At 64.1% G+C, this 25033-nt stretch carries 29 protein-coding genes; 18 read left to right on the top strand and 11 right to left on the bottom strand.

The features are described from left to right. Positions 1 to 582, top strand: a complete 582-nt coding sequence (locus MVC20_RS15300; RefSeq protein WP_297542914.1) for an exopolysaccharide biosynthesis protein — start codon at positions 1 to 3, stop codon at positions 580 to 582. Positions 583 to 711: 129 nt separating this feature from the next. Here the strand turns inward: MVC20_RS15300 and MVC20_RS15295 are convergent, their stop codons facing one another. The 4 genes from MVC20_RS15295 to MVC20_RS15280 all read right to left on the bottom strand — a co-directional run bounded on the left by MVC20_RS15295 (position 712) and on the right by MVC20_RS15280 (position 3422). Next, the gene (locus tag MVC20_RS15295; RefSeq protein ID WP_297542912.1) at positions 712 to 852 is read right to left on the bottom strand and encodes an entericidin A/B family lipoprotein; all 141 of its coding nucleotides are present in this window, start codon (positions 850 to 852) and stop codon (positions 712 to 714) included. Between the two features lie 82 nt (positions 853 to 934). Beyond that, the gene (locus tag MVC20_RS15290) at positions 935 to 2692 is read right to left on the bottom strand and encodes a sensor histidine kinase (RefSeq protein ID WP_297542910.1); all 1758 of its coding nucleotides are present in this window, start codon (positions 2690 to 2692) and stop codon (positions 935 to 937) included. After that, the gene (locus tag MVC20_RS15285) at positions 2689 to 3231 is read right to left on the bottom strand and encodes an RNA polymerase sigma factor (protein WP_297543071.1); all 543 of its coding nucleotides are present in this window, start codon (positions 3229 to 3231) and stop codon (positions 2689 to 2691) included. Before MVC20_RS15285 ends, MVC20_RS15290 begins: the two co-directional genes overlap by 4 nt. 20 nt (positions 3232 to 3251) lie before the next feature. Beyond that, positions 3252 to 3422, bottom strand: a complete 171-nt coding sequence (locus MVC20_RS15280; RefSeq protein WP_297542908.1) for a NepR family anti-sigma factor — start codon at positions 3420 to 3422, stop codon at positions 3252 to 3254. A gap of 112 nt (positions 3423 to 3534) precedes the next feature. On the opposite strand from MVC20_RS15280, the gene MVC20_RS15275 reads away from it, so the two are divergent. Beyond that, positions 3535 to 4353, top strand: a complete 819-nt coding sequence (locus tag MVC20_RS15275) for a response regulator (RefSeq protein WP_297542906.1) — start codon at positions 3535 to 3537, stop codon at positions 4351 to 4353. A gap of 53 nt (positions 4354 to 4406) precedes the next feature. On the opposite strand, the gene MVC20_RS15270 is transcribed toward MVC20_RS15275, so the two are convergent. Further along, a complete protein-coding gene (locus MVC20_RS15270) occupies positions 4407 to 4577 on the bottom strand; it encodes a DUF1328 domain-containing protein (RefSeq protein WP_297542904.1) in 171 nt (56 codons plus the stop codon). Between the two features lie 171 nt (positions 4578 to 4748). Between MVC20_RS15270 and MVC20_RS15265 the strand changes: the two genes are divergently transcribed. Further along, the gene (locus MVC20_RS15265; protein WP_297542902.1) at positions 4749 to 5078 is read left to right on the top strand and encodes a hypothetical protein; all 330 of its coding nucleotides are present in this window, start codon (positions 4749 to 4751) and stop codon (positions 5076 to 5078) included. A gap of 3 nt (positions 5079 to 5081) precedes the next feature. Further along, positions 5082 to 5423 (top strand): phage holin family protein, encoded by a 342-nt coding sequence (locus MVC20_RS15260; protein ID WP_297542900.1) that lies wholly within the window; start codon positions 5082 to 5084, stop codon positions 5421 to 5423. A 15-nt stretch (positions 5424 to 5438) separates the two neighbouring features. On the opposite strand, the gene MVC20_RS15255 is transcribed toward MVC20_RS15260, so the two are convergent. Continuing rightward, positions 5439 to 5819, bottom strand: a complete 381-nt coding sequence (locus MVC20_RS15255) for a hypothetical protein (RefSeq protein ID WP_297542898.1) — start codon at positions 5817 to 5819, stop codon at positions 5439 to 5441. 100 nt (positions 5820 to 5919) lie between these two features. Between MVC20_RS15255 and MVC20_RS15250 the strand changes: the two genes are divergently transcribed. After that, on the top strand, positions 5920 to 6651 hold the full coding sequence (locus tag MVC20_RS15250; protein WP_297542896.1) for a Crp/Fnr family transcriptional regulator: 732 nt from the start codon (positions 5920 to 5922) through the stop codon (positions 6649 to 6651). A gap of 51 nt (positions 6652 to 6702) precedes the next feature. Beyond that, the gene (locus MVC20_RS15245) at positions 6703 to 7758 is read left to right on the top strand and encodes an AI-2E family transporter (RefSeq protein ID WP_297542894.1); all 1056 of its coding nucleotides are present in this window, start codon (positions 6703 to 6705) and stop codon (positions 7756 to 7758) included. Here the strand turns inward: MVC20_RS15245 and MVC20_RS15240 are convergent. Both MVC20_RS15240 and MVC20_RS15235 read right to left on the bottom strand, forming a co-directional pair. Then, positions 7755 to 9332 (bottom strand): phospholipase D family protein, encoded by a 1578-nt coding sequence (locus MVC20_RS15240; RefSeq protein WP_297542892.1) that lies wholly within the window; start codon positions 9330 to 9332, stop codon positions 7755 to 7757. The two genes, MVC20_RS15245 and MVC20_RS15240, sit on opposite strands and share 4 nt — an antisense overlap. A 264-nt stretch (positions 9333 to 9596) precedes the next feature. After that, positions 9597 to 9782, bottom strand: coding sequence for a PLDc N-terminal domain-containing protein (locus MVC20_RS15235; RefSeq protein ID WP_297542891.1), 186 nt, complete (start codon positions 9780 to 9782; stop codon positions 9597 to 9599). Between the two features lie 230 nt (positions 9783 to 10012). Here MVC20_RS15235 and MVC20_RS15230 point away from each other — a divergent pair, with 230 nt between their 5' ends. Next, complete coding sequence (locus MVC20_RS15230) at positions 10013 to 10489, top strand: PRC-barrel domain-containing protein (protein ID WP_297542889.1); 477 nt, start codon at positions 10013 to 10015, stop codon at positions 10487 to 10489. A gap of 81 nt (positions 10490 to 10570) precedes the next feature. Here the strand turns inward: MVC20_RS15230 and MVC20_RS15225 are convergent, their stop codons facing one another. Beyond that, positions 10571 to 11263, bottom strand: a complete 693-nt coding sequence (locus MVC20_RS15225) for a TetR family transcriptional regulator (RefSeq protein ID WP_297542887.1) — start codon at positions 11261 to 11263, stop codon at positions 10571 to 10573. 156 nt (positions 11264 to 11419) lie between these two features. Here MVC20_RS15225 and MVC20_RS15220 point away from each other — a divergent pair, with 156 nt between their 5' ends. The 11 genes from MVC20_RS15220 (at position 11420) to MVC20_RS15170 (ending at position 21841) form a co-directional block, all read left to right on the top strand. After that, positions 11420 to 12424, top strand: a complete 1005-nt coding sequence (locus tag MVC20_RS15220; protein ID WP_297542885.1) for a tripartite tricarboxylate transporter substrate binding protein — start codon at positions 11420 to 11422, stop codon at positions 12422 to 12424. Positions 12425 to 12629: 205 nt separating this feature from the next. Beyond that, positions 12630 to 13205 (top strand): tripartite tricarboxylate transporter TctB family protein, encoded by a 576-nt coding sequence (locus tag MVC20_RS15215; RefSeq protein WP_297542883.1) that lies wholly within the window; start codon positions 12630 to 12632, stop codon positions 13203 to 13205. Continuing rightward, the gene (locus tag MVC20_RS15210) at positions 13205 to 14707 is read left to right on the top strand and encodes a tripartite tricarboxylate transporter permease (protein ID WP_297542881.1); all 1503 of its coding nucleotides are present in this window, start codon (positions 13205 to 13207) and stop codon (positions 14705 to 14707) included. The genes MVC20_RS15215 and MVC20_RS15210 overlap by 1 nt, the downstream gene beginning before the upstream one ends. A gap of 2 nt (positions 14708 to 14709) precedes the next feature. Then, positions 14710 to 15561: a shikimate dehydrogenase gene (locus MVC20_RS15205; protein ID WP_297542880.1), complete on the top strand. Its 852-nt coding sequence runs from the start codon at positions 14710 to 14712 to the stop codon at positions 15559 to 15561. Continuing rightward, on the top strand, positions 15558 to 17444 hold the full coding sequence (locus tag MVC20_RS15200) for a sugar phosphate isomerase/epimerase and 4-hydroxyphenylpyruvate domain-containing protein (RefSeq protein ID WP_297542879.1): 1887 nt from the start codon (positions 15558 to 15560) through the stop codon (positions 17442 to 17444). The genes MVC20_RS15205 and MVC20_RS15200 overlap by 4 nt, the downstream gene beginning before the upstream one ends. Then, positions 17441 to 17824 (top strand): 4-carboxymuconolactone decarboxylase, encoded by a 384-nt coding sequence (pcaC, locus tag MVC20_RS15195; protein ID WP_297542877.1) that lies wholly within the window; start codon positions 17441 to 17443, stop codon positions 17822 to 17824. Before MVC20_RS15200 ends, pcaC begins: the two co-directional genes overlap by 4 nt. After that, positions 17821 to 18543, top strand: coding sequence for a protocatechuate 3,4-dioxygenase subunit beta (gene pcaH, locus MVC20_RS15190; RefSeq protein ID WP_297542875.1), 723 nt, complete (start codon positions 17821 to 17823; stop codon positions 18541 to 18543). Before pcaC ends, pcaH begins: the two co-directional genes overlap by 4 nt. A 2-nt stretch (positions 18544 to 18545) precedes the next feature. Beyond that, on the top strand, positions 18546 to 19145 hold the full coding sequence (gene pcaG, locus MVC20_RS15185; protein WP_297542873.1) for a protocatechuate 3,4-dioxygenase subunit alpha: 600 nt from the start codon (positions 18546 to 18548) through the stop codon (positions 19143 to 19145). Between the two features lie 7 nt (positions 19146 to 19152). After that, positions 19153 to 19986, top strand: coding sequence for a 3-keto-5-aminohexanoate cleavage protein (locus tag MVC20_RS15180; protein ID WP_297542872.1), 834 nt, complete (start codon positions 19153 to 19155; stop codon positions 19984 to 19986). After that, entirely contained in the window at positions 19983 to 20771 is a 789-nt protein-coding gene (gene pcaD / locus MVC20_RS15175; RefSeq protein WP_297542869.1) for a 3-oxoadipate enol-lactonase, read from the top strand. The genes MVC20_RS15180 and pcaD overlap by 4 nt, the downstream gene beginning before the upstream one ends. Then, positions 20768 to 21841, top strand: a complete 1074-nt coding sequence (locus MVC20_RS15170; protein WP_297542867.1) for a 3-carboxy-cis,cis-muconate cycloisomerase — start codon at positions 20768 to 20770, stop codon at positions 21839 to 21841. Before pcaD ends, MVC20_RS15170 begins: the two co-directional genes overlap by 4 nt. Here MVC20_RS15170 and MVC20_RS15165 read toward each other — a convergent pair. Together MVC20_RS15165 and MVC20_RS15160 are read right to left on the bottom strand one after the other, a co-directional pair. Beyond that, entirely contained in the window at positions 21813 to 22457 is a 645-nt protein-coding gene (locus tag MVC20_RS15165) for a pseudouridine synthase (protein WP_297542865.1), read from the bottom strand. The two genes, MVC20_RS15170 and MVC20_RS15165, sit on opposite strands and share 29 nt — an antisense overlap. A gap of 98 nt (positions 22458 to 22555) precedes the next feature. Next, positions 22556 to 25003 (bottom strand): FAD-dependent oxidoreductase, encoded by a 2448-nt coding sequence (locus MVC20_RS15160; RefSeq protein ID WP_297542864.1) that lies wholly within the window; start codon positions 25001 to 25003, stop codon positions 22556 to 22558. Positions 25004 to 25033: the final 30 nt, after the last annotated feature.

The following is a 25033-nucleotide window of genomic DNA, read 5'->3' as shown; positions in this document are numbered from 1 at the left end:
GTGCCAGACCATGAAACGGCTATGGATCTGGTGGAAAAGGGCTGGTCCGCCCTAGACGGGGATCACACCAGCGTCGGCGACATCGTGGATACGCTGGGGCGGGCCAATTTCGCCCCCCTCCTGATCCTGCCCGCCTTGGCGCTGGTCTCGCCGCTCAGCGGTGTGCCCGGCTTTACCACCCTCTGCGGTCTGATCATCACGGCCGTGTCGTTGCAGCAGATGGCTCACCGCTCCTCGCTCTGGCTGCCCAAGTGGATGCGCGCGGCACATCTGCGCACGGAGCGGGTGCGCCGGGTCTACACCTGGTTCCGCGTGCCCGCGCGATGGCTTGACCGCGTCACACGTCAAAGACTGCATTTTCTGGTGACGCGCCCAATGGTGCTCTTGCCACAGCTTTTCTGCCTGATCTGCGGCGCGCTGATGCCCTTTCTCGAACTGATTCCCTTCACCTCGTCGATCCTGGGCGTGGTGATCACGGCGCTGGCCGTTGGCATGTTCGTGGGCGACGGTCTCCTGGTCCTGATCGGGCTGCTTGTGGCCACCGCAATGGTCAGCGGCGTGGCCAGCCTTGTAACGACCTGACCGCACACCCGTTACCCCTGACGCACAAGCACAAGAGGCGCCCATCCCACGGATGCGCGCCCCTTGTCTTGTAAATCTTGCACCGCGAGGATCGCCTCGGATCGGGGCAAACCCCCTCGGTTCAAACGATCAACTCTGCACCTCCTGCGATGCACCCGTCACCGCCTGACCGGCATCCTCGATGTCCCGACCGGCACCTTCGATTGTCTCACAGGCCGCCAGAGCACCCATGAAGAGCAGGGAAACGAGGGAAAGTCTTGCACGTGTCATTGCGTTCTCCGCTTTAAGTGATGTGCAAGATCAACGCAGCGTCGCCCGCCAGGTTCCCCAAAAGACACAGAAATCCGAAAAATCAGCCCTCGTCCTCGTCGGGCGTGGGCCATGTCATCGGAAAGACGACGTGAAGCTCATACCGATCCGGCTGCGTGTCGATCTCGAGCGTTCCATTCAACTGGGCCACAAAGGACTCGATCAGCTTCGATCCAAGTCCCGATCCCGCCATGGATGCGTCCCCTGCCTCGGCCTCGGGCTCTTGCTCGGGCGCGCGCGAATTCACCACGCTCAGGCAGAAACTGTCCTCCGAAACGGCCTTCAACGCGATGTTGATCCAGGCATCAGAGCCACTCGACATGCCGCAATATTTCACGGCGTTGATCGCCGCCTCGGTGGTCAGGAGCGACAGGGGCACCGATTGATCGGGGCTGATTTCCACAGGTTCGAGCGCGGTCGTGACCGTGATCTGACGCCCCGAATCGTCCAGCGTGCCGACGATCACCAGTTGCTGAATGATATCCTCAAGCAGCGTATCAGCCCGCACCATCGACAGTTTGCGCGCCAGATAGAGATAGCGGTGGATCGCCGACAGCGCCATCACCCGGTCCTGAACCCGCCGCAAGAGATGCTTGGCCTCCTCGCTGCGGGTCGCGCGGATCTGCATGTTGAGCATGCTTGATATGAGCTGAAGATTGTTCTTCACGCGGTGATGCACCTCGCGCAAGAGCACGGTCTTCTCGTGCAGATCCTCTTCCAGCCTGCGTTCCTGCTCTGACAGCCGCCGGGTCATCGCCCGAAACGCCTCGGCCACCACCTCCAGCTCCTCGGGCGCCCTGTCGAGCCGCGCGCTATCGAGGTCGCCACGCCCCGCCGCATAAAGCCGCATCCAGGACCGCAGACGCCGCACATGCCGGATCACCAGGTGATTGACCCCGACATAAGCCACCATGATCGTGATCACCCACATCGCCAGCGGCAGGTAGAGCGCAAAGGTGCCCTCGTAGCCCTGCAGGGATCCGCTGCCATGGCGCGGCTCCCAACTGCCCAGCGCCAGGACCTTGTCGCTGACGATGGGAACGACCGCGAAATCGCGCGTGCTTCCTTCTTGGTTCACATCCCGAAACGTCTGGCGCCCCACCTCGGCCAGATCTCGCAAACTGTACGATGCAGGCAGCACAGAGCGCCGGAAATCCGAGAATTCCGCCGTCGCGACAATCTCGCCCTCGGATTGGAACAACACCAGATCGACATTCGGGACCACCATGGACAATTGTTCGTTCAGCGCGCTGATCGGAACGGCAACCCAGACCGTACCGCGCAATGCCCCCTCCGCGAACACCGGAACCGCAACGCTGACCGTGGCAATCCCGCCAATGAATTCGAGAGGATGCATCAGGATTTCGGTCTGAGTGCTGGTCAGCACCGTGCGGATGGAATCGAGATTGCTCAGGTCCTGCCGCCCGCCGTTCGAGGCGCAAATGAGTTCGAGATCGGCATTGACGAACCCCGCGAAACTATAGATCGGGTTCTCTTCCACCACCCGCGTCATCACCGCGTCGCAGGTGCCCTCGCCAAGGTCAAAGACAGGAACCGTGATCGCCAGTGTCTCGGCCGAACTCAGCGCCGCCTGGATGATGTCACGGCTCTCCGACACGGCCTGTTGGGTCTGCTCCAACAGCGCGGTCTCCGACAACGCCTGCCGTTCCTCCAGAACCTTGTGGGTCTGAAACACCGAAACAAACCCGAGCGGCAGGATGGCAAGGCTCAGCCCAATGCCCAATTGCGACGCAAGACTGGGTCTCGAAAGCCCGCGCAGCGCGGCCAGACGCAGCCTCATGCAACAGAGGCCCCGTTCACCACCGCCATCGTCGCGGCGTCGGTCAGCTCCAACTCGTCCTCATCCTCCAGATGCATCAGCTCCGCCAGACGCTTGCGCGCGCGATTGGTGCGGCTCTTGATCGTGCCCACCGCACAGCCGCACATCTCGGCGGCCTCTTCATAGGAAAACCCTTCGGCACCCACCAGGATCAGAACCTCGCGCTGCTCATCGGTCAATTGCGCAAAGGCGGCGTGGAAATCGGTCATCGCCAGATGCCCGTCATGCGCGGGCTTTTCCGACAATTGACCAGCCATCTTGCCATCGGGGTCTTCGACCTCGCGGCGACGCTTGCGATACAGGGAATAATAGGTGTTGCGCAGAATGGTGAACAGCCACGCGCGCAGATTGGTGCCGGGTTTGAACTTGTCAAAGTTCCCCCAGGCCTTGACCACCGCGTCCTGCACGAGATCGTCCGCCGTCGCGGCATTGCGCGTCAGGTTGAGCGCAAAGGCACGCATCGCAGGCAAATGCCCGATCAATTCGTCGCGCGGGTCCATTTTCGGGCTCTGATGATCTGTCACGAATCGTCACCGGAGGGTTTTCGCTCCTCGTCACCCTGCTGGCGCAACTGCTCCAGCAGCTTGATAAAGCGGTCCGGAACGGGCTCCTTGGCCGTGTCCGCGTAGGCACGCCGGAGATTCTCGTCGATCGTTTGAGTCAATTTCTTGGTCCTGCGATTCTTTTCCATTTCGCCTATTCATCTGCCATGAAGAGAACGGCACTTTTCTGCACCCGGTCGGGAACATAACACGCAGCTCGGCGTTTGGTTCCCTCAAAGGATGCATTTTTTGAGGACAGACATGACGGACACAACGCCCCAGCCGGACCTGAGCACTCAGATCGCTGAACACCTCCCCTATCTGCGGCGCTATGCACGCGCCCTGACCGGCAATCAGCAGACGGGCGATCACTACGCGCTCGCCACGCTCGAGGCCCTGCTCGAGGATCGCAATGTCTTCAATAGCGGTCTCGCGCCGAAAACTGCGCTCTTCCGGGCCTTCAATCAGATATGGACGTCCTCCGGCGCGCCCATCGCCGAGGTTGACGGCGCCTCGTCCCCCGAGGCACGCGCGCAATGGCGGCTGTCCACCCTCACCCCGAACACCCGCGAGGCGCTGTTGCTGCACAGCATCGAAGGGTTTCGCGTGTCCGAAATCGCCCAGATCATCGGCGGCACGGCGGAGGAGGTCAGCACGCTCTTGACCATCGCGCGCACCGAAATGACCAACGCGATCAGCGGACGGATCATGATCATCGAGGATGAGGCGATCATCGCCATGGATATTCGCGCCATTGTCGAAGATATGGGCCATGATGTTACCGGCATCGCCCGCACCCGCGATGAGGCCGTGAAACTCGCCCGTCGCGACCCGCCCGACATGATCCTCGCCGACATTCAGCTGGCCGACAAATCATCCGGCATCGACGCGGTCAATCACATCCTCAAGGAACTGGGGGAACGGCCCATCGTGTTCATCACCGCCTTCCCCGAGCGCCTGTTGACCGGCGAACGGCCCGAACCGGCCTTTCTGATCACCAAACCCTATGGCGAGGAACAGCTGCAATCCGCCGTGAGCCAGGCCATGTTCTTTGCCAGCACCGAAACGCTTCAGGGCTGATCCGGGCAGAAAAAAACCCCGCGCGGATGGCGCGGGGTTCCTTGCCGTCCGGTTTACGGCGCTCGGCCACGCAAGGCGCGTGCGACCATCGCCACGACAAACAACACCAGAAAGATCACGAACAGGATCTGCGCAATCCCCGCCGAAGCCGAGGCAACGCCGCCAAACCCCAGAAAACCGGCGATCAGCGCGACCACCAAAAAGACAAGCGCCCAATAAAGCATCGGAATCTCCTTTCAAGGCAACATGGTTTCGATTGCTAACCCAACGGGCACGGGCCTGTTTGGTTCCCGGCAGACCGGCTTTTCCCCCAGAGATCATTTTTTCCCGATAGTCCCGGAACCCTGCGCGCCCGTCCGCGTTGAACTTTCTGAAGCAACGTGAAAGGACACCCCATGGCTCAGGCAAAAACCGCCGACACATCGCCGCAAGACGAGATGGATCACCTCTCCCAGCAGATTTCGACATTGCGAGAAGACATCTCTGCCATTTCCAAGAGCCTCGCAGCGCTTGGCGGCTCCAGCCGGGATGCGGCCGTGGATGGCGCACGCCGCAAGGTGTCGCAATTGCGCGATGCCGGCTCCGAACAACTGCACGCCGCACAGCACCGCGCCGAAGACATGGGGCAGCAAGCGGCCGACGCCGTGCGCAATCAGCCCGCGGCTGCCGTTGGCCTGGCAGTGGGGGTGGGCTTTCTGCTCGGGTTCCTCACAGGCCGGAAATAACCGATGCGCGGTCTGGTCGCCCAAGTCCGCCGCCGTGCGCGCAATGCCGCGCGCGCGGCGGCCTTTACCGTCGCAGGTGTTGTCTTCGGGCTGGCGGGCCTCGGATTTCTCACCGTGGCCCTCTGGATCCTGATCGCCACCTACGAGAGCGCGCTTGTCGCACATGCCGTCATCGGCACGCTCTATCTGATCCTCGGGTTTTGCTTCCTGGCCCTTGGCTCTCAGTCAACCGAGGCCGAAGCCGCACCAGAAGAGCGCGCCGCCAAAGACCCGTTTCTACAGGTGGCCGAGGGTTTTGCCATGGGGTTGGCGGCCGGACGCGAGGCGCGCGCGCCGCGCTCCTGAGCGGGCAGCGCCGCGTCACCCCTCCTCGACCACCGGGCGCAAGACACCGCGCACCATGTCTTCGGTAAAGGGCCGGATCAGCATGGCCCAACCCTGCTTGGCGACCCTGATCTCGTCCTCTTCGCCCATCGTCAGCACGATACGCGCACCGCGCTGGCCAAGCGCGCCATCCAGCTCCGACGCGATCACCTGATCATAGCGCATTTCCAGAAATGCCGCCGAGACCCGCAACTCCTCTCCGAGAACGCGAATCAACTCATCCGGGTGCGACACGCTGATCACGCGACAGGGCCCGGTCGCCTGTAGCGACCCGCAGAGATCCTCTGCAATCAACAGGTTACTGTCCATGACAATATAGACCGGCGGCTCCGGCGGCGTCCTCTCGTCGTAGGGCATCAGGGGCTCTTTCATAGGGTCAGGTCCAAACATCCCTAAATCTGGAACATATTCCGAGTTTCCGCATTAAACTATGACATCTCGACGGAGTATTTTTTTCATGCCCACGGATTGTCAGAATTGCCCCCTGCGCACCCGCCCCATCTTTGCCCCCATGACCGCCACAGAGGTGGCCTTCATGCAAGGCTTCAAAACCGGCGAACTCAAGGTCGAGGGTGGAACCACCCTGATGCTTGAGGCCTCCAACAGCCCGCAACTCTATACCGCCCTCAGCGGCATGGGCCTGCGCTACAAGACGCTCATTTCGGGCGAACGACAAGTCATCAACTTCGTGGTGCCCGGCGATTTCATAGGCCTTCAGGCCGGGGTCATGCAGGAGATGCAACATTCGGTCGAGGCCACGACCGACATGAAACTCTGCGTCTTTGACCGCAAACGCCTCTGGACGCTCTTTCGCGACCATCCCGACCGCGCCTATGACCTCACATGGCTTGCCGCCGTCGAGGAACACCTCTTGGGCGAGAGCCTCGCCATCCTCGGCCATATGAGCGGGCTTGAACGCATCGCGCGCGCCTTCGTGCGGCTCTTTGACCGGGGTGCGGCCGTCGGTCTGGCCCGCGGATCGGAAATGCCGCTGCCCTACCGGCAACAGGATCTCGCGGATGCGCTCGGCCTTTCGGTCGTTCATGTCAACAAGATGCTCAAGCGCCTGCGCCAAGAGCGCGCGGCGACGTGGCAAAACGGCCTGTTGACCGTCAATGACCGCGACAAGCTCTGCCGCATCGCCCGGCTCGAAAGTGACCGCAAGCCGATGACCCGCCCGCTGATCTGAGAATTGTGGAACCACGGCGGAACAAAATCGCCGCGGCGGCGTTGGGGCTTCATGCACAGGTTTTCCGTCCACGGTGATCCGGCTCAGCGCGTGGCGGTGATCGTGATCGCACTCATCCTCAGCTTTGCCGCCCTCAAGATCGGCGCGGACATCTTCGCACCGATGACCCTGGCCATCGTCACCGGGGTCATGCTCGCCCCCGTCACGGATGCCTTCGAGCGCATCGGCTTTTCCCCGGGTCTCGCCGCCTCGACCGTGTTGATCCTCGGGGTCTCGGCCATTGCCATCCTGGCCATCCTGGCCGAACCCGTGATCTGGCAGATCGCCGAAGAACTGCCGCGCATCCAATACGAACTCCGCTCGATCATCGCGGAATTCAGCAGCCTCATTCGCGGTCTGGAAGAAATCAACCGAGAGGTCGAAGCCGCACTAGGGGCCGCCCCGACCCCCGCCAAGGACACCGGGGAAGGCGGCAGCATACCAAGTATCACAAGCGCGCTCTTCATGGCCCCGGTGGTTCTGGCGCAGGCGCTCGTTTTCTGCGGCACGCTTTTCTTCTTCCTGCTGACCCGCAAGGGCATGTACGCGTGGCTGTCGCTCTGGATCGGCACCCCGGACGATACCGCCGACCTTCAGCGCCGGTTTACCAATGCCGAACGGCTGGTCGCCCGCTATTTTCTTGCGATTTCCAGCATAAATGCCGGCCTTGGTGCGGCCTTGGGCGGGGCGCTTCTGCTGATCAACCTGCCGGGGCCTTTCGTCTGGGCCATGGTCGCGGCCCTGCTCAATTTCGTGCTCTACGTGGGGCCAATGACCGTGACTGCGGGGCTGCTCGTGGCGGGCATCGTGGCCTTTGACGATCTGATGGTCCTGGCGCCCCCGGCGATCTTTCTCGCGCTCAACATGCTTGAGGCCCAGTTCGCAACCCCCGCCCTGGTCGGACGCCACATTTCCGTCAGCCCGCTGCTGATCTTCGTGTCGCTGGTGTTCTGGCTCTGGCTGTGGGGGCCCATCGGTGGCATCATCGCGATCCCGGTCCTGGTCATCGCCCTCGCCCTTCTCGACATCTTCACGGTCGACGGCACCGCACCCACGCCCGCGCCCTAAACCACCTCTTCAGGCATCCCCGGCAGGGGCGTCGCAATCGCCTGGGCGGCGTCCGAATCGTAATCCACCAGGAATCCCGCACGATGCTGCGGCGGCAGCACGCTGTTGCTTGCGACCATGCGCTGCCACGCGTCAAAGGCTGTCTCGATGTCGAGAAACGATGCATCCGCCTCCTTCGGCACCCAGCAGCCCATCACCTTTGCCCTGATTTCGGCGACATGATCGCTCCGGGTCACATGCAGCCCCGCTTCGGTGTCCCATCTCATGCTGCGTCCGTTGAGATTGGCCGAAGAAACGATCGCCTCCGCCTCGTCAAAGATCGAAACCTTGGAATGCACATAGATCAGCGGCGCGCCCTCCAGCGCATCACGCGCAGCGCTGTCGCTGGCGCGCGGCTGCACCGGCGATGCGATCACCAGCCGCTCAGGCCCGAACGCCGCCTTGAGATAGGCCAGCGCCCGCGCCTGCTGATGCTCGCCAAACCGTCCGTCGAGCCCCGGATCGCTCGAAAACGCCACTTCCTCGGGGGCCGCCGGCAGAACAAGGATCAGGCGCAGGTCCGGGCATTGCCCCGCCCGCCGCGCCAAGGCCCGCGCCAGAGGCACATGCCGAAAATACTGCGTTTCCAGATAGATCAGCCGCTCCGCCGATGCGATAGCCCCCGTATGCGCGCGCTCGATCTCGCGCAGGACACGATGCGGTGACAATCGCATCGGCGCGCTCAACCGGCGGCGCGACAGCGTGCGCAGAAATCCCGGCACCTGCGGCGGCGGCTCGGATCTGCGCGCAACCGCTGCCAGAAATCCCTCCAGATGTGCCTGTGCTGCCTCGGCGACCCTGCCCGTCGCCAGAACCTGCACATCATGCCAGGTCTGGTTCGGCTCTTGGCGATGGTCCTTGGTGTCATACCGCCGCTCATTCAGATCGAGACCGCCGATATAAACCAGACGGCGGTCGAACACCGCCAGCTTCTGATGATGCGTCGCCGGATGCAGGTCCATCAATCGCATCGGGAAACACAGTTGATCCCGTTCATCCACACGGCAAAGGCTGCGCAAGCGCGGCGTCTCGACCCGGAACCGCTCGCGCTCGTCCTTGTTCATGTGGCACCAGCGGTCCAACATCTCGCGGATTTTCATCCGCACCAGCGGATAGAGCAGCAGGCGGGGGAATATCCCGCTCTTGGCCGCATGCAGCGCCACGGTAAAGTCGAGCCGCGCCTCTGGCTTCGCCATTTCCCGAACCGCCGCGATCTGACGCAGGGTCTGCCATGCCAACCGGTGCAGATGCACCGCGGCAATCGGATCGAAATCCGACACGACAAGCCGGATCGCCACCCCGCGGTCAAGCGTGTGAACGACAAGATCGAACCACGTCGCACCGATCGCGCGCGCCTCGGCCGAACGCAGGCGCGTCCGCAAATCGAAAACCCGGAAACAGGCCGAAATCTCGGTCTGCGCCTGCAAAAAGGCGCGTTCCAAAGCCGGATACGCCTCTTCCGCGGTAATCAGAACCTCAAGGTCCGTGATCGCATCTGCTGCTGTATCACCCTGCGCGGGCCTGCCTTGGGTCATTGTCCTGCCGATCAGAGGTTGAATCCAGGTCCGGTCTCCCGAACGATCTGTCGTAAATGCCCCCGCCGGGACAGGCGGGGGCACGCACCCCAGGGACACGGGCCGGGTGCGGCAGAGCTTGGCTTGCATCTTGGGGGATGACTGTCAGGCTCCGGACGGTCGGCGCATCACGCCGACCATATTTTTGCAACGCGCATCCCGCCATTCGGTTCCCTGAAAAATTCGGAGCCACCAAAGAAAGGATGCCCTGCCGCAAGGCCGGCGTCACGCCCGGCCAGAGCGCGGCCCGAACAATAGCCAGAGGATAAAGCCCAAAAGCGGCAGCAACAGGACCAACACAACCCAGAGCACCTTCTTGCCCGTGGTCGCCCCCGACCCCACAACCGAAATGATGGCCCAAATATCGAGGATCAACAGAATGATCCCGCCAATGCCGGTGATCTCAAGCATCGTCCAAACTCCAATCTTACTTCGCGCGCCGCGCGCGGCGCATCGGATAATCCCCCCGGATTCAAACGGGGCCTGCAGTCATGAAACGTATGAGGGCGATCAATGTTCCCTCTGATTTTCATATGTTTTTTCACCCCGTACGAGAAACTTTCCGCGTCACCGATGGTTGGGTGAACAGGGCGCTGCATCCCCGCAGCATCCCTTCAACGCAGGACTGAGGAGTTCAAGCAATGAAACGTATTCTCGCAACCACCGCCATCGTCGCTCTGACCGCAATGCCAGCCGTGGCGCAGGCCGAAACCACGGACCAGACCAGCCCGAGCGTGACGGAATCCTCTGATGTGTCGAGCGACCACTCCGCAACCAAAGCCAACACCGACAGCAGCGCCGATGCGGGCGTGATGCCGCAACTGACCGATGAGGAGCGCACCGCGCTGACCGCCGAGGACCTCGAAGGCGTGGCGCTCTTCGACGCCACCGACGAGCGTGTCGGCGAAATCTCCGACATCGTGCTGACCGATGACGGTCAGGTCGAGCAGGTCATCGTCGACGTGGGCGGCTTCCTCGGGCTGGGCGAAAAGCCGGTCGCGGTCGCGTTTGAAGAAATCGAGATCAGCCGCGATCAGGCAGGCGAGACCGATACTCTCGAGGCCACGACCAGCCTCACCATCGAAGAGTTCGAAGCGATGAAAGAGTGGAAGGGCTGAAACGCCCCCGAAAAATCCGAACGTGATGCGGGTCGGGCGTTCACGCCCGGCCCGTTTCGTGTGTGCCGCGCCAGCCCCACGTCAGACAGAGGCGCTCCAGCTTCGCGGCTCATAGCCGATCACCACGCTGGCCAGCACCATGTCGACCAACCGTTCCAACAGCGCCGCCTGCCGCCCCTCGGCATAGAGATCGTTGCCGAACGACGTCGAAAAAGTCGCCCGGTTCGACACGTTGTAGAAGCTGAACGAACTCGTCAGCCAATGCAGCTCCAGCGCATCCACCCCCGCCCGGAACAGCCCCGCCGCCTTGCCCCGCGCGCAGACATCCTCGAGCTTGTCGATGATCGAGCGGTTCAGGCGTGGCACGATCTCGGATTTGCGCAGATATTCGGCGTTGTGGATGTTCTCGATCATCACCAGCCGGATGAAATGCGGCGCGGTCACATGCGCCTCGAAGGTGGCCTCGATCAGCCGCCGCAGCGCCGCCACCGGCTCGAGCCCGGCTACATCCAGATCGTCCTCGCGCGCGCGCAGCGTGGCATAGACCCCCTCCAGCACCGCCTGATAGAGACCTTCCTTGTCACCGAAGTAATAGTAGATCATCCGCTTGGAAGTAGAGGTCTGGCGCGCGATCTCGTTGATATTGGCCCCCGACAGCCCATGCGCCGCGAATTCCTGCGTGGCGATATGCAGAATGTCCCGGCGCACCGCCTCGGGGTCTTTCTTCCACGATGTCTTGCGCTTCTGGCCTGCACCGCCCTCGGACGCGTCCATGCAACCGCCTCATTTCAAACTCTGATTCCTTATTGGATAGCACGAATTTAACCCGCAGGTCCATTTTTCTTGACAAATTAACCCCAAGGTACATAAAGGGATCAACTGGCGATGCGAGGAGCGAATCGTCAGCGTTGAAATCCAGGGAGGACAGAGATGTCTCGTAAATTGATTGGCGCCTTCGTTGCGTTCGGCCTCAGTGCCGCCGTCGCGACCGCGCAAGACTACCCCGCCAAGGAAATTCAGGGCATCATCCAGTGGGGGGCCGGGGGCTCGACCGACACCGTGATGCGCGCCGTCACCCCCCATGCCGAAGCCGTGCTGGGTGGCACCGTGGTCATGCAGAACATGACCGGCGCCGTGGGCGCGATTGCCCTCAACCATGTCGCAGGCTCGGATGCCGATGGCTACACGCTGCTGATGGGCGCCGAAAACCCGCTGCTCTACAAGGTGATGGGCCTTGGCGACAAGGATTACTCGGAATTCACCCCGATCAACATTCTCGCGCGCGGCACACCCATTCTCGTGGCCCGCAACGACGCACCTTTCGACGATTACGCCGGCATGATGGATTTCATCAAGGCCAATCCGGGCGAGTTGCGCCTCGGCTCCACCGGTCCGGGCGGCGTGCCCTCCGTCGTCACCGCGATGATGAACACCGTCGAAGGCGAACTCGACGTGACAGCCATCCCCTATGACGGCGACGGCCCTGCCCTCACCGCGCTCCAGAGCGGCGCCATCGACGTGATGCCCGCCGTTCTCGGGGCCGCCATCGAGTCGATCCGCGCCGGGGCGATGAAACCGCTGGCGATCTTCGACACCGAGGCCAGCCCCAAGCTGCCCGACGTGCCCACCGTCACCTCCTTCAACGACGGCTACAGCACCTATCTGCCCTGGGGTCCGTTCTTTGGCGTCTTCGTCCCCAAAGGCACCCCCGATGACGTGGTGGCCAAACTGACCGAGGCCTATGCCACGGGCGCGCAGAACCCCGACTTCCTGTCGCTGATGGATGGCCGCGGCTTCACCATGATGTCGATCAGCGGCGACGCCGCCGCCGAGTTCCTGACCACCTGGCAGCAAAACACCGCATGGCTCCTGCAAGACGCAGGTCTGACCAAGGCCTCGCCGGAAGAGTTCGGCATCGCCCGTCCGGGCCAGTAAACCCTGACCGCGTGGCTGGCCGCTGGGCCAGCCACTCCCCGGCCCGCGCCGCGCGCCGCACAGACACAACACGCGTGACTTTCGATCTCGCTGTTGCCTCAAATCAGACAGATCGTGAGTCAGCGCATCGGCATCCCGCCGACGGCTTTGGGCTGGGCGGCACATGGCCTGCACGATCACCGCCACGTCAACGGAGGAGACCCGCATGGACCCCGAATTCAGAGGCGATCAGGACCACCACGACGGCACGTCCGACGCAACCCCCGGCGGATACCCTGCCGAGCGCAGACCCGGCGAGTTGGGCTTTGCCCTCTTCCTCACGGGTGCCAGCGCGATCCTGCTCTACAACGCCTACGCAATTTCCGGGTTTGACGCCCTCTCGGCCCCCGGCTCGGTGCCCATGGCCACCACCGCCGTCATGCTCATCGCGGCCCTCGTCGTCACCTGGCGCACCGCGCGCCTGCCGCGGGTCACGACCGAAACCCTCGCGCGTGACATCCTGCCGGTCACGGTCCTCGTCTTCGTGGCCTTCCTCGTGATCTTCGGCCTCGCTCTGAAACCTCTTGGCTTCCTGCCCACCGCAGCCCTCTTTCTGATTGCCGCAATCCGGCTCTTGTCCGGCTGGGGCTGGCCCCGGACCATCCTCACAGCCCTCTTTGCCCTTGCCGTGATCTGGATCGTGTTCCGCGTGATCTTTACCGTGCTCCTGCCCTCCGGCGTGGTGCCCGAGGCAGAGATCATCCAGGTCTTCCGCACACTTCTGTCCGGGGGGGGCGCCTGATGGAAGCGTTTCTCGCCCTTCTCACGGTCTTTACCCAACCTGATCTGCTGCTTCTGGTCGGCGTCGGCACCTTCGCGGGCATCTATATCGGGGCAATCCCGGGCCTTTCGGTCACGATGGCCGTGTCGATCCTCATTTCCTTTACCTTCTCGTGGGATGTCTATCCGGCGATTTCCCTCATGGTCGGCATCTATATGGGCGGTGTCTATGGCGGCTCGCGCACGGCGATCCTGCTCAATATCCCCGGCGCGCCCTCGGCCATTGCCACGGCCCTCGATGGCTATCCCATGGCCCAGCGCGGCGAGGCAGGACAGGCGATTGGCGTGACCACCGTCATGTCCTTTTTCGGCGGGCTGATCGGCATCCTCGTTCTGGCCCTCGCCGCGCCCTATGTCTCGGTCTTTGCGCTCAAGTTCCAACCGCGCGACTACATGCTCCTGGCGGTTCTGGGCATCCTTTTGGTCGGCTCGCTCTCGTCGGGCTCTCTGGTCAAGGGCATCTTTGCCGGGGCCTTGGGCCTTGCCATCGGCGCGGTCGGGCGTGATCCGCTCACCTTCACCGAACGCCTCACCTTCGATCTGCAACTGATGGAGGGCGGGATTTCCTTCATCGCCGTGATGATCGGCATGTTCGGCGTGTCCGAGGCGCTCTTGCAACTCCAGAACGTCAACAAGACCGCCGTGCGCCAGAAAATCACCAGGATCGTGCCCTCCTTCGGCGTGATCCGCAAATACCTGCCACTCTCGCTGCAAACCTCGACCATCGGCGTGATCATCGGCGCGTTGCCCGGCACGGGCGGCGACATCGCGGCCCTCATGGCCTATGACCATGCCAAGCGCGTGACCAAGACCCCCAAGGTCCCCTTTGGAAAAGGCGCGATGGAGGGGCTCGTCGCGCCCGAGACCGCCAACAACGCCGCCGTGGGCGGGGCCTTCATCCCGATGATGACGCTGGGCATCCCCGGCGATGCCGTCACCGCCATCATGATCGGCGCGCTTTTCATCCACGGGCTCAACCCCGGCCCGATGCTGATGGTGGATCAGCCCGATATGTTCTGGTTCATCGTCGGTGCGCTCTTCATGGCCAATATCTTCATGCTGATCTTTGGCCTCACCGGCATCCGCATCTTCACCAAGATCGTGGAAATGCCCCGCGCCGTCATCATCCCGCTCATTCTCCTGCTGTCCATCGTCGGGGCCTATGCGGTCAACAACGCGATTTCCGATGTCTACTGGATGCTGGGCTTTGGCGTCTTTGGCTACTTCATGCGCCACTACGGCTATCCGCTGGGCCCCGTCATCCTCGGCGTGATCCTGTCGCGCCTGCTCGATGACAACTGGCGCCGCGCCATCATCTCCGAGCGCGAGGACCTCGGCCGCTTCTTCGAAGGCATCCTCACCAGCCCTCTTTCCGTCACCCTCTTTGCGGCGGTGATCCTGATCTTCGTCAGCCAGACCCCGCTCTGGACCGCCCTGAAAACCCGCCTCTTCCGAAAGGCATGACCATGACCACGACCCGCACCCGCGCCGTGAAACTCGGCCTCATCGGCGATAATATCACCCGCTCGAAATCGCCGCGCCTGCATGTCACGGCGGGCCAGTTGACCGGCCTCGACGTGACCTACGACCGCCTGATCCCGCGCGACCTGCACCTCACCTTTGACGAGGTGTTCGATCAGGCGCAGGCAACAGGCTATCGCGGCCTCAACATCACCTACCCCTACAAGGAACTCGTGACCCGCCGCGTCACGGTCTCCGACCCGCTGGTGCGTGCCATCGGCGCGGTCAATACCGTGATCTTTGGCGCGGACGGCCCGAAGGGCTTCAACACCGATTACACCGGCTTCATGCGCGCCTATCGGGCGGTGCTGGGCACGGCCAATCCCGGCACCGTCTGCCTCATTGGCACGGGCGGCGTGGGCAAGGCGGTGGCCTTCGGTCTGATCGGCCTCAACGCCACCGCCATCCGCTGCGTCGATCTCGATGCCGCCAAGGCCGAGGCACTGGCCGCCAGCCTGCGCGCCCTTGGCACCGACACAAAAATCGAGGTCTCGACCGATCCCGTCAGCGCCGCCATGGGGGCCGATGGCCTCATCAATTGCACCCCCCTTGGCATGGTCGGCATCGGCGGCACCCCCCTGCCCGCCCCCGCCATGGCCGGGGCCAAATGGGCCTTTGATGCGGTCTATACCCCCGTCGACACACAGTTCCTGCACGACGCCACCGCCGCCGGGCTGCAGATCATCTCGGGCTACGAGCTGTTCTTCGGCCAGGGCGTGGATGCCTGGGCGATCTTCACCGAAACGCCGCTCGACGAGCCCGCCCTGCGCGCCGCCATCGAAGGGGATGCTGCATGAAAACCTCCATTGCCACGGTCTCGGTCTCAGGCAGCCTGCCCGAAAAGCTCGAGGCCATCGCCGCCGCCGGCTTTGACGGGATCGAGATCTTCGAGCAGGATTTCATCGCCCATGACGGCGCCCCCCGCGAGGTGGGCGAGATGATCCGCGCCATGGGGCTTGAGATCACCCTCTTTCAGCCCTTCCGCGATTTCGAAGGCCTGCCCGCCCCCCTGCGCGCCAAGGCCTTTGACCGGGCCGAACGCAAATTCGACCTGATGCAGGAACTGGGCACCGATCTCATTCTCATGTGCTCCTCCTGCCACCCGCAATCCTTGGGCGGCATCGACCGCGCCGCCGAGGACTTTCACGAGCTTGGGGAACGCGCCGCGAAACGCGGCCTGCGCGTGGGGTTCGAGGCGCTCGCCTGGGGCCGCCATGTCAATGATCACCGCGACGCCTGGGAAATCGTGCGCCGTGCCGATCACGCCAATGTCGGCCTCATCCTCGACAGTTTTCATACCCTCGGGCGCGGCATTGATCCCGACACCATCCGCCGCATCCCCGGCGACAAGATATTCTTTGTCCAACTCGCCGACGCCCCCCGCATCGAGATGGACCTGCTCTATTGGTCCCGTCATTTCCGCAACATGCCCGGCGAGGGCGATCTGGATGTGACCGCCTTCATGCAGGCGGTGGCGGCCACCGGCTATGCCGGGCCGGTCTCGCTCGAAATCTTCAACGATCAGTTTCGCGGCGGCAGCGCCCGCACCGTGGCCGAAGACGGCTACCGCTCGCTCACGGCGCTCCTTGACGAGGTGCGCAGGCGGCAGCCGGATACCGCCCTCAACCTTCCGCAAATGCCCGCCCGAGCACAGGTTCAGGGCGTGTCCTTCGTCGAATTCGCCACCCGCGGCGACGAGGCGACAGCGCTCGAATCCCTCCTGCAAACCCTGGGCTTCGCCCCCGCGGGGCGCCACATCTCGAAACAGCTCGCGCTCTGGACCCAAGGCGACATCCGCATCGTCATCAACCGCGAAAACACCGGCTACGCCAGCAGCGCCTATACGATGCACGGCACCACCGTCTGCGATGTGGGCTTGGCCGTGGATGACGCATCCGCCACCGTCACCCGCGCCACAGGCCTTGGCGCGCATCCCTTCTCGCAGCCGCTTGGCCCCGGCGAACTGGACATTCCCGCCATCCGTGGCCTCAGCGGCAGCGTGCTGCATTTCATCGACGACAAGAGCGGCCTCAGCGATGTCTGGTCGGTCGAATTCATCCCCGACCGGCCCGCCCAAACCGGCGCGGGCCTCACCCGCATCGACCATCTGGCCCAGACCATGAGCTATGACCAGATGCTCTCGTGGTCGCTCTTTTACACCACGCTTTTCGACATGCGCAAATCGCCCATGGTCGATGTGGTCGATCCCGACGGCCTCGTGCGCTCTCAGGCGCTCGAAACCCCCGATGGTGCCTTCCGCATCACGCTCAATGGCGCGGAAACCCACCGCACCATGGCGGGCAATTTTCTGGCCGACAGCTTTGGCGCGTCGGTGCAGCATATCGCACTGGCCACCGACGATATTTTCGCCACCGCAAGCGCCCTCACCGCCCGTGGCTTTGAACCGCTGCCGATGTCACCCAATTACTACGCCGATCTCGCCGCACGTTTCGATCTCGCGCCCGATCTTCTGGCGCGGCTCGCAGCGGGCAATATCCTTTATGACGAGGATGCAACAGGCGCCTTCTACCAGCTTTATTCGCGCCCCTACGCAGGCGGCATGTTCTTTGAAATCCTCCAGCGCTCGGGCGGCTATCAGGGCTATGGCGCGCCCAACGCCCCCTTCCGCATCGCCGCCCAGAAACGCCTGATGCGCCACAAGGGGATTCCCAGACGATGACCGACCGATATACCACCGGCATGGCCGTGCGCCGCCGCGTTCTGGGCGACGCCCACGTGAACCGCGCCGAGGCCGCCAAATCCGAGTTCGACGCGGCCTTTCAGACCCTCATCACCGAATCCGCCTGGGGCACGGTCTGGGCCAGCGACGGCATCAGCTTGCGCGAACGCTCAATGCTCACGCTGGCACTGCTCGCCGCCACCGGCAATTTCGCGGAAATCCCGATGCATATCCGCGCCACCGCCAACACCGGGGCCAGCCCCCGCGACGTGATCGAGGCTTTCCAGCATGTCGCGATCTACGCCGGGGTTCCGGCCGCCAATCACGCCATCAAACTGGCCAAAGACACCTATGCAGAGATGGAAAAGGACAGACCATGACCGCAACCGACCTCTATCAACGCGACCGCACAAGGCACCCGCCCGCCCTCGCGCCGGATTACAAGACCTCCGTCGCCCGGTCGCCGCGCTTGCCCCTTCTCTCGCTTCAGACCTCGGCCAGCGAACTGACCGGCCCGACCTTCGGGCACAATGACATCGCCGCGCTCGACAATGACCTCATCCGCAACTACGCCCATGGCGGCACCCCCATCGGCGAGCGGATCATCGTGCATGGCCGCGTGCTCGATGAAAACGCGCGCCCCGTGCCCCATACGCTCGTGGAAATCTGGCAGGCCAATGCCGGCGGGCGGTATCGCCACAAAAAGGACAGCTACCTCGCGCCGATCGATCCCAATTTCGGCGGCTGCGGGCGCACCTTGACCGACGAGAACGGCTATTATGTGTTCCGCACCATCAAACCCGGTGCCTACCCCTGGCGCAACTGGGTCAACAACTGGCGGCCCGCGCATATCCATGTCTCGGTTTTCGGCACCGCCTTTGCCCAGCGCCTCATCACCCAGATGTATTTCGAGGGCGATCCGCTCATCGCGAAATGCCCGATCGTCCAGACCATCCCCGATCCGCGCGCGATTGATCAACTCGTCGCGGCGCTCGACATGAATGCCTCCGTCCCGCTCGATGCCATCGCCTACAAGTTCGACATCGTGCTGCGCGGCACCCGTTCCACCTACTTCGAAAACCGTCCCGAGGGGAATTGACCATGGCCCAACCGCTTCCCTATCTCAAGGAATCCCCCTCGCAAACCGCCGGTCCTTATGTTCACATCGGCCTTGCGCCCGGCGATGCGGGATTTGACATCTACGCGCAGGAACTCGGCCGCGACATCGCCGGTCCCAACGCCGCAGGCACGCCCATCACCGTGACCGGAACCGTCACCGACGGCACCGGCGCCGCGGTCAAGGATGTGCTGATCGAGGTCTGGCAGGCCAATGCCGCAGGCATCTACCCCGGTGCTGGCAAAGTCGAAGAGGGGTTTCGCGGCTGGGGCCGCGTGGTGCCAGATTTCGACACCGGGCAATTCCGCTTCGACACCGTTAAACCCGGCCCGGTGATGGGCCGCAACGCCCGCCCGATGGCACCGCATCTCAACCTCTGGCTGGTCGCACGCGGCCTCAACATCGGGCTCAACACCCGGATGTATTTCGGCGACGAAGCTGCCGCCAATGCCGCCGACCCGGTGCTCAATCTGATTGAACAGACCCACCGTCGCGCCACCCTGATTGCCCGCGCCGATGGCTCCACCTACCATTTCGACATCCGCCTTCAGGGCGAGGCCGAAACCGTGTTCTTCGATGTCTGAGGCCGCCATGTCCAACCCCTGCATCCTTTGCGTCGCCATCACCGGCTCGCTGCCCACCAAGGCCAACAACCCCGCCGTGCCGATCACGATCTCGGAACAGATCGAAAGCACGCAAGAGGCGTTCGAGGCCGGGGCCACCATCGCCCATTGCCATGTGCGCGACGACGCGGGCCGCCCCACCTCCGACCCCGAGCGTTTCGCCCGCCTCAAGGAAGGGCTGGAACGGCACTGCCCCGGCATGATCATCCAGCTTTCCACCGGCGGCCGCTCCGGCGCGGGGTATGAACGCGGCGGCATGCTGCCGCTGCGCCCCGACATGGCCTCGCTCTCGGTGGGGTCCAACAACTTCCCCACCCGCGTCTATGAAAACAGCCCCGATCTCGTGGATTGGCTCGCCTCCGAAATGATCGCCCATGACGTCAAGCCGGAAATCGAGGCGTTCGACCTCGGCCATGTCATCCAGGCCTGCACCATGGCCAGGGACGGACGCCTGAAATCGCCCCTCTACGTGCAATTCGTCATGGGCGTGAAGAATGCCATGCCCGCCGATGAGCGCGTGCTCGACTTCTACATCGAAACCCTCAACCGCTTGGCCCCCGATGCCCAGTGGTGCGGCGCGGGCATCGGCCCGGCCCAGATCACCCTTAACGAATGGTGCATCGCCAAGGGCGGCCATACCCGCACAGGGCTCGAGGATAACGTGCGGCTGGATCGCGACCGCCTCGCCCCCTCCAACGCGGCCCTCGTGCGCCGCGCGGCAGAGCTGTGCGAGAAATACGAACGCCCCGTGGCCACCTGGCAAGAGGCACGCGCCATTCTGGGGTTGAGGCCCCCGGCATGACCCGCTTTGCCCGGCCCAAGGATGTCACGCTGCACTACAATCACCACGCGGGCGAGCCCGCACGCCGCGCCATTGTCTTCGCCAATTCCCTCGGCACCGACCTGCGCATCTGGGACGCGGTGCGCCAACAGTTGCCGCCCGAAATCCCCACCCTCGCGCTGGACAAACGCGGCCACGGCCTCTCGGAATACGGGCCCATCAGCATCGCCACCCTCGCCACGGACCTTGCCGCGCTGATGGACCATCTGCACCTCTCAGATGCCCTGATCTGCGGTGTCTCCGTGGGCGGCATGATCGCGCAAGCGCTGGCGCACCTGCGCCCCGATCTTGTGGCAGGGCTGATGCTGTGCAACACAGGGGCCAGGATCGGCACGGCAGAGGCATGGAACATGCGCATCGACACCGTCCAGAGCAGCGGCATCGCGGCGATGGCCGACGCCATTCTTGAGCGTTGGTTCGCCCCCGACTGGCGCGCGGCGCATCCCGTGGCGCTCTCGGGCTGGCGACAGATGCTCACCCGCACGCCCGCCGACGGCTATGCCGCCACCTGCGCGGCCATCCGCGACGCCGACCTCACTGCCGACACCGCGCGCCTGCGCCTCCCCACCCTCTGCGTATCCGGCGCACAGGATGGCGCCACCCCGCCACCGCTGGTCGAGGCGCTGGCCGGCATGATCCCCGGCGCGCGCTACACCTGCCTCGACGGTGTCGGCCACCTGCCCTGCATCGAAGCCCCCGAGCGCCTGACCCCGCTCCTGCGCGACCTCTACGGCACGCTCGCATGACCGGCGTTTTCGATCACCCCTGGCTCGGCGCGCTCTTTGGCGATCCCGAGATTGCCGCGCTCTGGTCGCCCGAGACTCAACTCAACCACATGCTGCGCTTCGAGGCGGCCTGGACCCGCGCCCTGGGCCATGTCGGCCGCATCGACGCGAACACAGCCGAAGAAACCGCCCGCCACATCCTCGGCACCACCCTCGACCTCACGGCACTTGCCACCGGCACCGCGCGCGATGGCCTGCCCATCCCGGCCCTCGTGCGCCTGCTCAAGGCCAACGCCCCCGATCCCACCGCCGTGCATCAGGGCGCCACCTCGCAAGACGTGATGGACACCGCCCTTGCCCTCACCCTTCAGGCCACCAGCGCGCTGCTGGATCAGCGCCTCGCCGCACTGCACGGCGCCCTCACCGATCTCGACCACCGCTTCGGGGCCAACCCGCTCATGGGCCGCACCCGGATGCAGGCCGCCATGCCGATCCATGTCCGCGACCGCCTGCGCCCCTGGATCACGCCGCTCGCGGCCCATCGCTCCCGCCTGGCCCGCGCGACCGAAGGCGTGGCGCTTCTGCAATTCGGCGGCGCGGCAGGCGACCGCGCGGCCATGGGCGCGGATGCCCCCGGTATCGCCGCGCATCTGGCCAATGCCTTGGGCCTCGGCAATCCGCCCGCCTGCTGGCATGCCACACGCGACGGGCTGGCCGACTATGCCAGCACCCTCTCGCTCATCTCCGGCACATTGGCCAAGATGGGACAGGACGTGACCCTGATGGCACAACAGGGGCTGGAAGAGATTCACCTCACCGGCACCGGCACCTCTTCGGCCATGCCGCATAAACAGAACCCGATCCTCGCCGAATTGCTCGTGACCCTCGGCCGCTTCAACGCGGTGCAGGTCTCCGGCCTGCATCACGCGCTGATCCATGAACAGGAACGCTCGGGCGCGGCTTGGGCGCTGGAATGGATGCTCCTGCCGCAACTGGCACAGGCCACGGGCCGCGCCCTCACCGCCGCGCTCGACCTCTGCCACAGCGTGACCCACATCGGCCTCAGAACGGCACCGCCGCCCGAAACTTGACCCCGGCACCGCCATCCGGATGGCGCAGCCGCAATTCCTCGGAATGCAGCATCAGGCGCGGAAAATCCCGCGCCGCCCCGCTCGCATAGAGCGGATCGCCCAAAATCACATGGCCCAGCGCCAGCATATGCACCCGCAGCTGATGGCTCCGCCCGGTCTTGGGGCTCAGCCGCACCCGGCTCTCCTCGTCCCCCGCGCGCAGCACCCGCCATTCGGTCAAGGCCGCGCGCCCGGTCTCGTGACAGACCTTCTGCAACGGGCGGTTGGGCCAGTCCACGATGAGCGGCAGATCGACCACGCCGGTTTCCGGCTCCATCCGCCCCCAGACCCGCGCCACATAGGTCTTGCGCGTCTGCCGCTTCTCGAATTGCAGCCCCAGATGCCGCTGCGCATGGGGCGTCAGCGCAAAGATCATCACGCCGGAGGTGTCGCGATCCAGCCGATGCACCAAGAGCGCGGTGGGAAACACATCGCGCACCCGCGCCATCAGGCAATCGGCCAGATGCTCGCCCTTGCCCGGCACACTCAATAGGCCCGCAGGCTTGTTCACCACGACGATCTCGTGATCGTCATGCAGCACCTCAAGCGGATCGGTCGGCGGATCATAGTCACTCATGGCCGCGCCTTACACGACCCGCCCCGCCATGACCACTCCCACATTCATCTGGCCCGAAATACCTCGGGGGGCGTGGGGGGCTGGCCCCCCCACCCTGCTCACGCCTTCACGCGCTCGGATCCGGGATCGTACATCGGCCTGAGCGACGCCTCCGCCTTCACCCTGACCCCGGCCACATCGACCTCATAGCCCGAGGCCAGAACCTGCTCGGCACTCTCGCCCGCGCAGGGCACATAGCCCAGGCCCATCGCCCCTCCCAGATGATGCCCATAGGCGCCCGAGCTCAGATAGCCCACGATCTCGCCATCCCTCAGCAAGGGCTCGTTGTGATAGAGCATCGGCTCGGGGTCCGTCAGGCGGAATTGCACCAACCGCCGCTCCAACCCCGCCTCCTTCTTGCGCAGAACGGCATCGCGCCCGATGAAATCGGCCTTGCCCATGGCCACGGCAAAACCAAGCCCCGCCTCCAGCACGTGATCCTCACAGGTGATGTCATGGCCGAAATGCCGGAACGCCTTTTCGATGCGGCAACTGTCCATCGCGTGCATCCCGCAGAGTTTCAGCCCGTGATCCGCCCCCGCCGCATGCAGCACCTCAAAGACATGGCCGCACATCTCGGCGCTCACATAGATCTCCCAGCCCAACTCGCCCACATAGGACACACGATGCGCCCGCGCCACGCCCATGCCGATCTCGATCTGCCGGGCATGGCCAAAGGGATGCGCGTCGTTCGAGAAATCATCGGGTGAAATCGCGCGCATGAGGTCGCGCGCCTTCGGCCCCATCACGGCCAGCACGCCCTCGCCCGCCGTCACATCGGTGATCACGACCGCGCGCTCCCCCACATGCCGCCGCAGCCAGGTTTCATCCGCCAGCCGCGTCGCCGCCGGTGTCACCACCAGATAGGCGGTCTCGCTCAGCCGCGTCACCGTCACATCGGCCTCGATGCCGCCCTTGGCATTCAGGAACTGCGTATAGACGATCCGCCCCGGCGCCACGGACATATCCGCGCCGCAGACATGGTTCAGAAACGCCTCGGCGTCGCGGCCCTCGACCCGCAGCTTGCCGAAACTCGACATATCGTACATGCCCACGGCCCCGCGAATGGCCCGCACCTCCGCCGCCGTGTTCTCAAACCAGTTCTGCCGCTTCCAGCTATAGCGATACTCCCGTTCCTGCCCGGCCTCGGCATACCAATTGGCCCGCTCCCAGCCCGCCAATTCGCCCATGACAGCACCTTGGGCCAAGAGCTGCGCATGAAACGGCGTGCGCCGCACACCGCGCGCCGTGGCCTTTTGCCGGTAGGGGTAGTGATCGGCATAGAGCAGGCCCAAGGTTTCCTTGGAGCGCTCGAAAAGATACTGCTTGTTGCCCTGAAAGGGCTGCATCCGCGCCACATCCACATCGCCCAGATCAAATGGCCGCTCTCCCGCATCCATCCAGAGCGACAGCGCATGGCCCGCCCCCCCGGCCGACTGGATACCGATGGAATTGAACCCGGCGGCAACCCAGACATTGTCCATCTCGGGGCAGAGCCCCAGATGATAGGCATCATCGGGGGTAAAACTTTCCGGACCGTTAAAGAACGTGTGAATCCCCGCCTCGGCCAGCATCGGCATCCGGTTCACCGCCGCTTCCAGGATCGGTTCGAAATGGTCGAAATCCTCGGGCAGCTGGTCAAATTCGAAACTCTCGGGGATGCCATTCATCCCCCAGGGCTTTGACACCGGCTCGAACGCGCCCAGCATGATCTTGCCGGCATCCTCCTTGTAATAGGCGCATTCATCGGGCACCCGCAGGACCGGCAATTGCGTCAATCCCGCAATCGGCTCGGACACGATATAGAAATGCTCACAGGCATGCAGCGGCACATTGGTGCCCGCCATCCGGCCCACCTCATGCCCCCACATGCCGGCGCAATTGACGATCATCTCACAGGCGATATGGCCCGCGCTGCCGTCCTCGCCCTGCCACTCGACTCCGGTCACGCGCCGCCCGGCGCGGGCAATCCCCGTGACCTTGACCCGCTCCTGCACCCGCGCGCCGCGGTTGCGCGCGCCCTTGGCCAGCGCCAGCGCGATATTCGCGGGGTCCGCCTGCCCGTCCGTGGGCAGCCAGACACCGCCCGTCACGCCGTCAAGATTGAGATGCGGATAGCGCAGCTTGATCTCGCTCGGGCTCATCTCCTCGACCGGCACACCAAAGGCACGCGCCATCGCGGCATTGCGCTTGAGTTCCTCCAGCCGCTCGCCCGTCAGCGCGACCGACACCGATCCCACCTGCCGAAACCCGGTGGCAACGCCGGTCTCGGCCTCAAGCCCGGTGTAGAGCTCTGCCGAATACCGCGCGAGCCGCGTCATGTTGGCCGAGGCGCGCAATTGCCCGATCAGCCCGGCCGCATGCCAGGTGGTGCCCGATGTCAATTGCTTGCGCTCCAGCAGGACAACATCCCGCCAACCGAGCTTGGTCAGATGATAGGCCACGGAACAGCCCACGACGCCGCCGCCGATGATGACCACACGGGCCTGAGTTGGAAGATAGGTCATTCATAACCCCATGATATAACGATGAAAGTC

Origin of the sequence: Roseovarius sp., from assembly GCF_027019125.1 — a bacterium.
Classification (GTDB): domain Bacteria; phylum Pseudomonadota; class Alphaproteobacteria; order Rhodobacterales; family Rhodobacteraceae; genus Roseovarius.
This window is presented reverse-complemented; position numbering and strand designations above follow the sequence as displayed.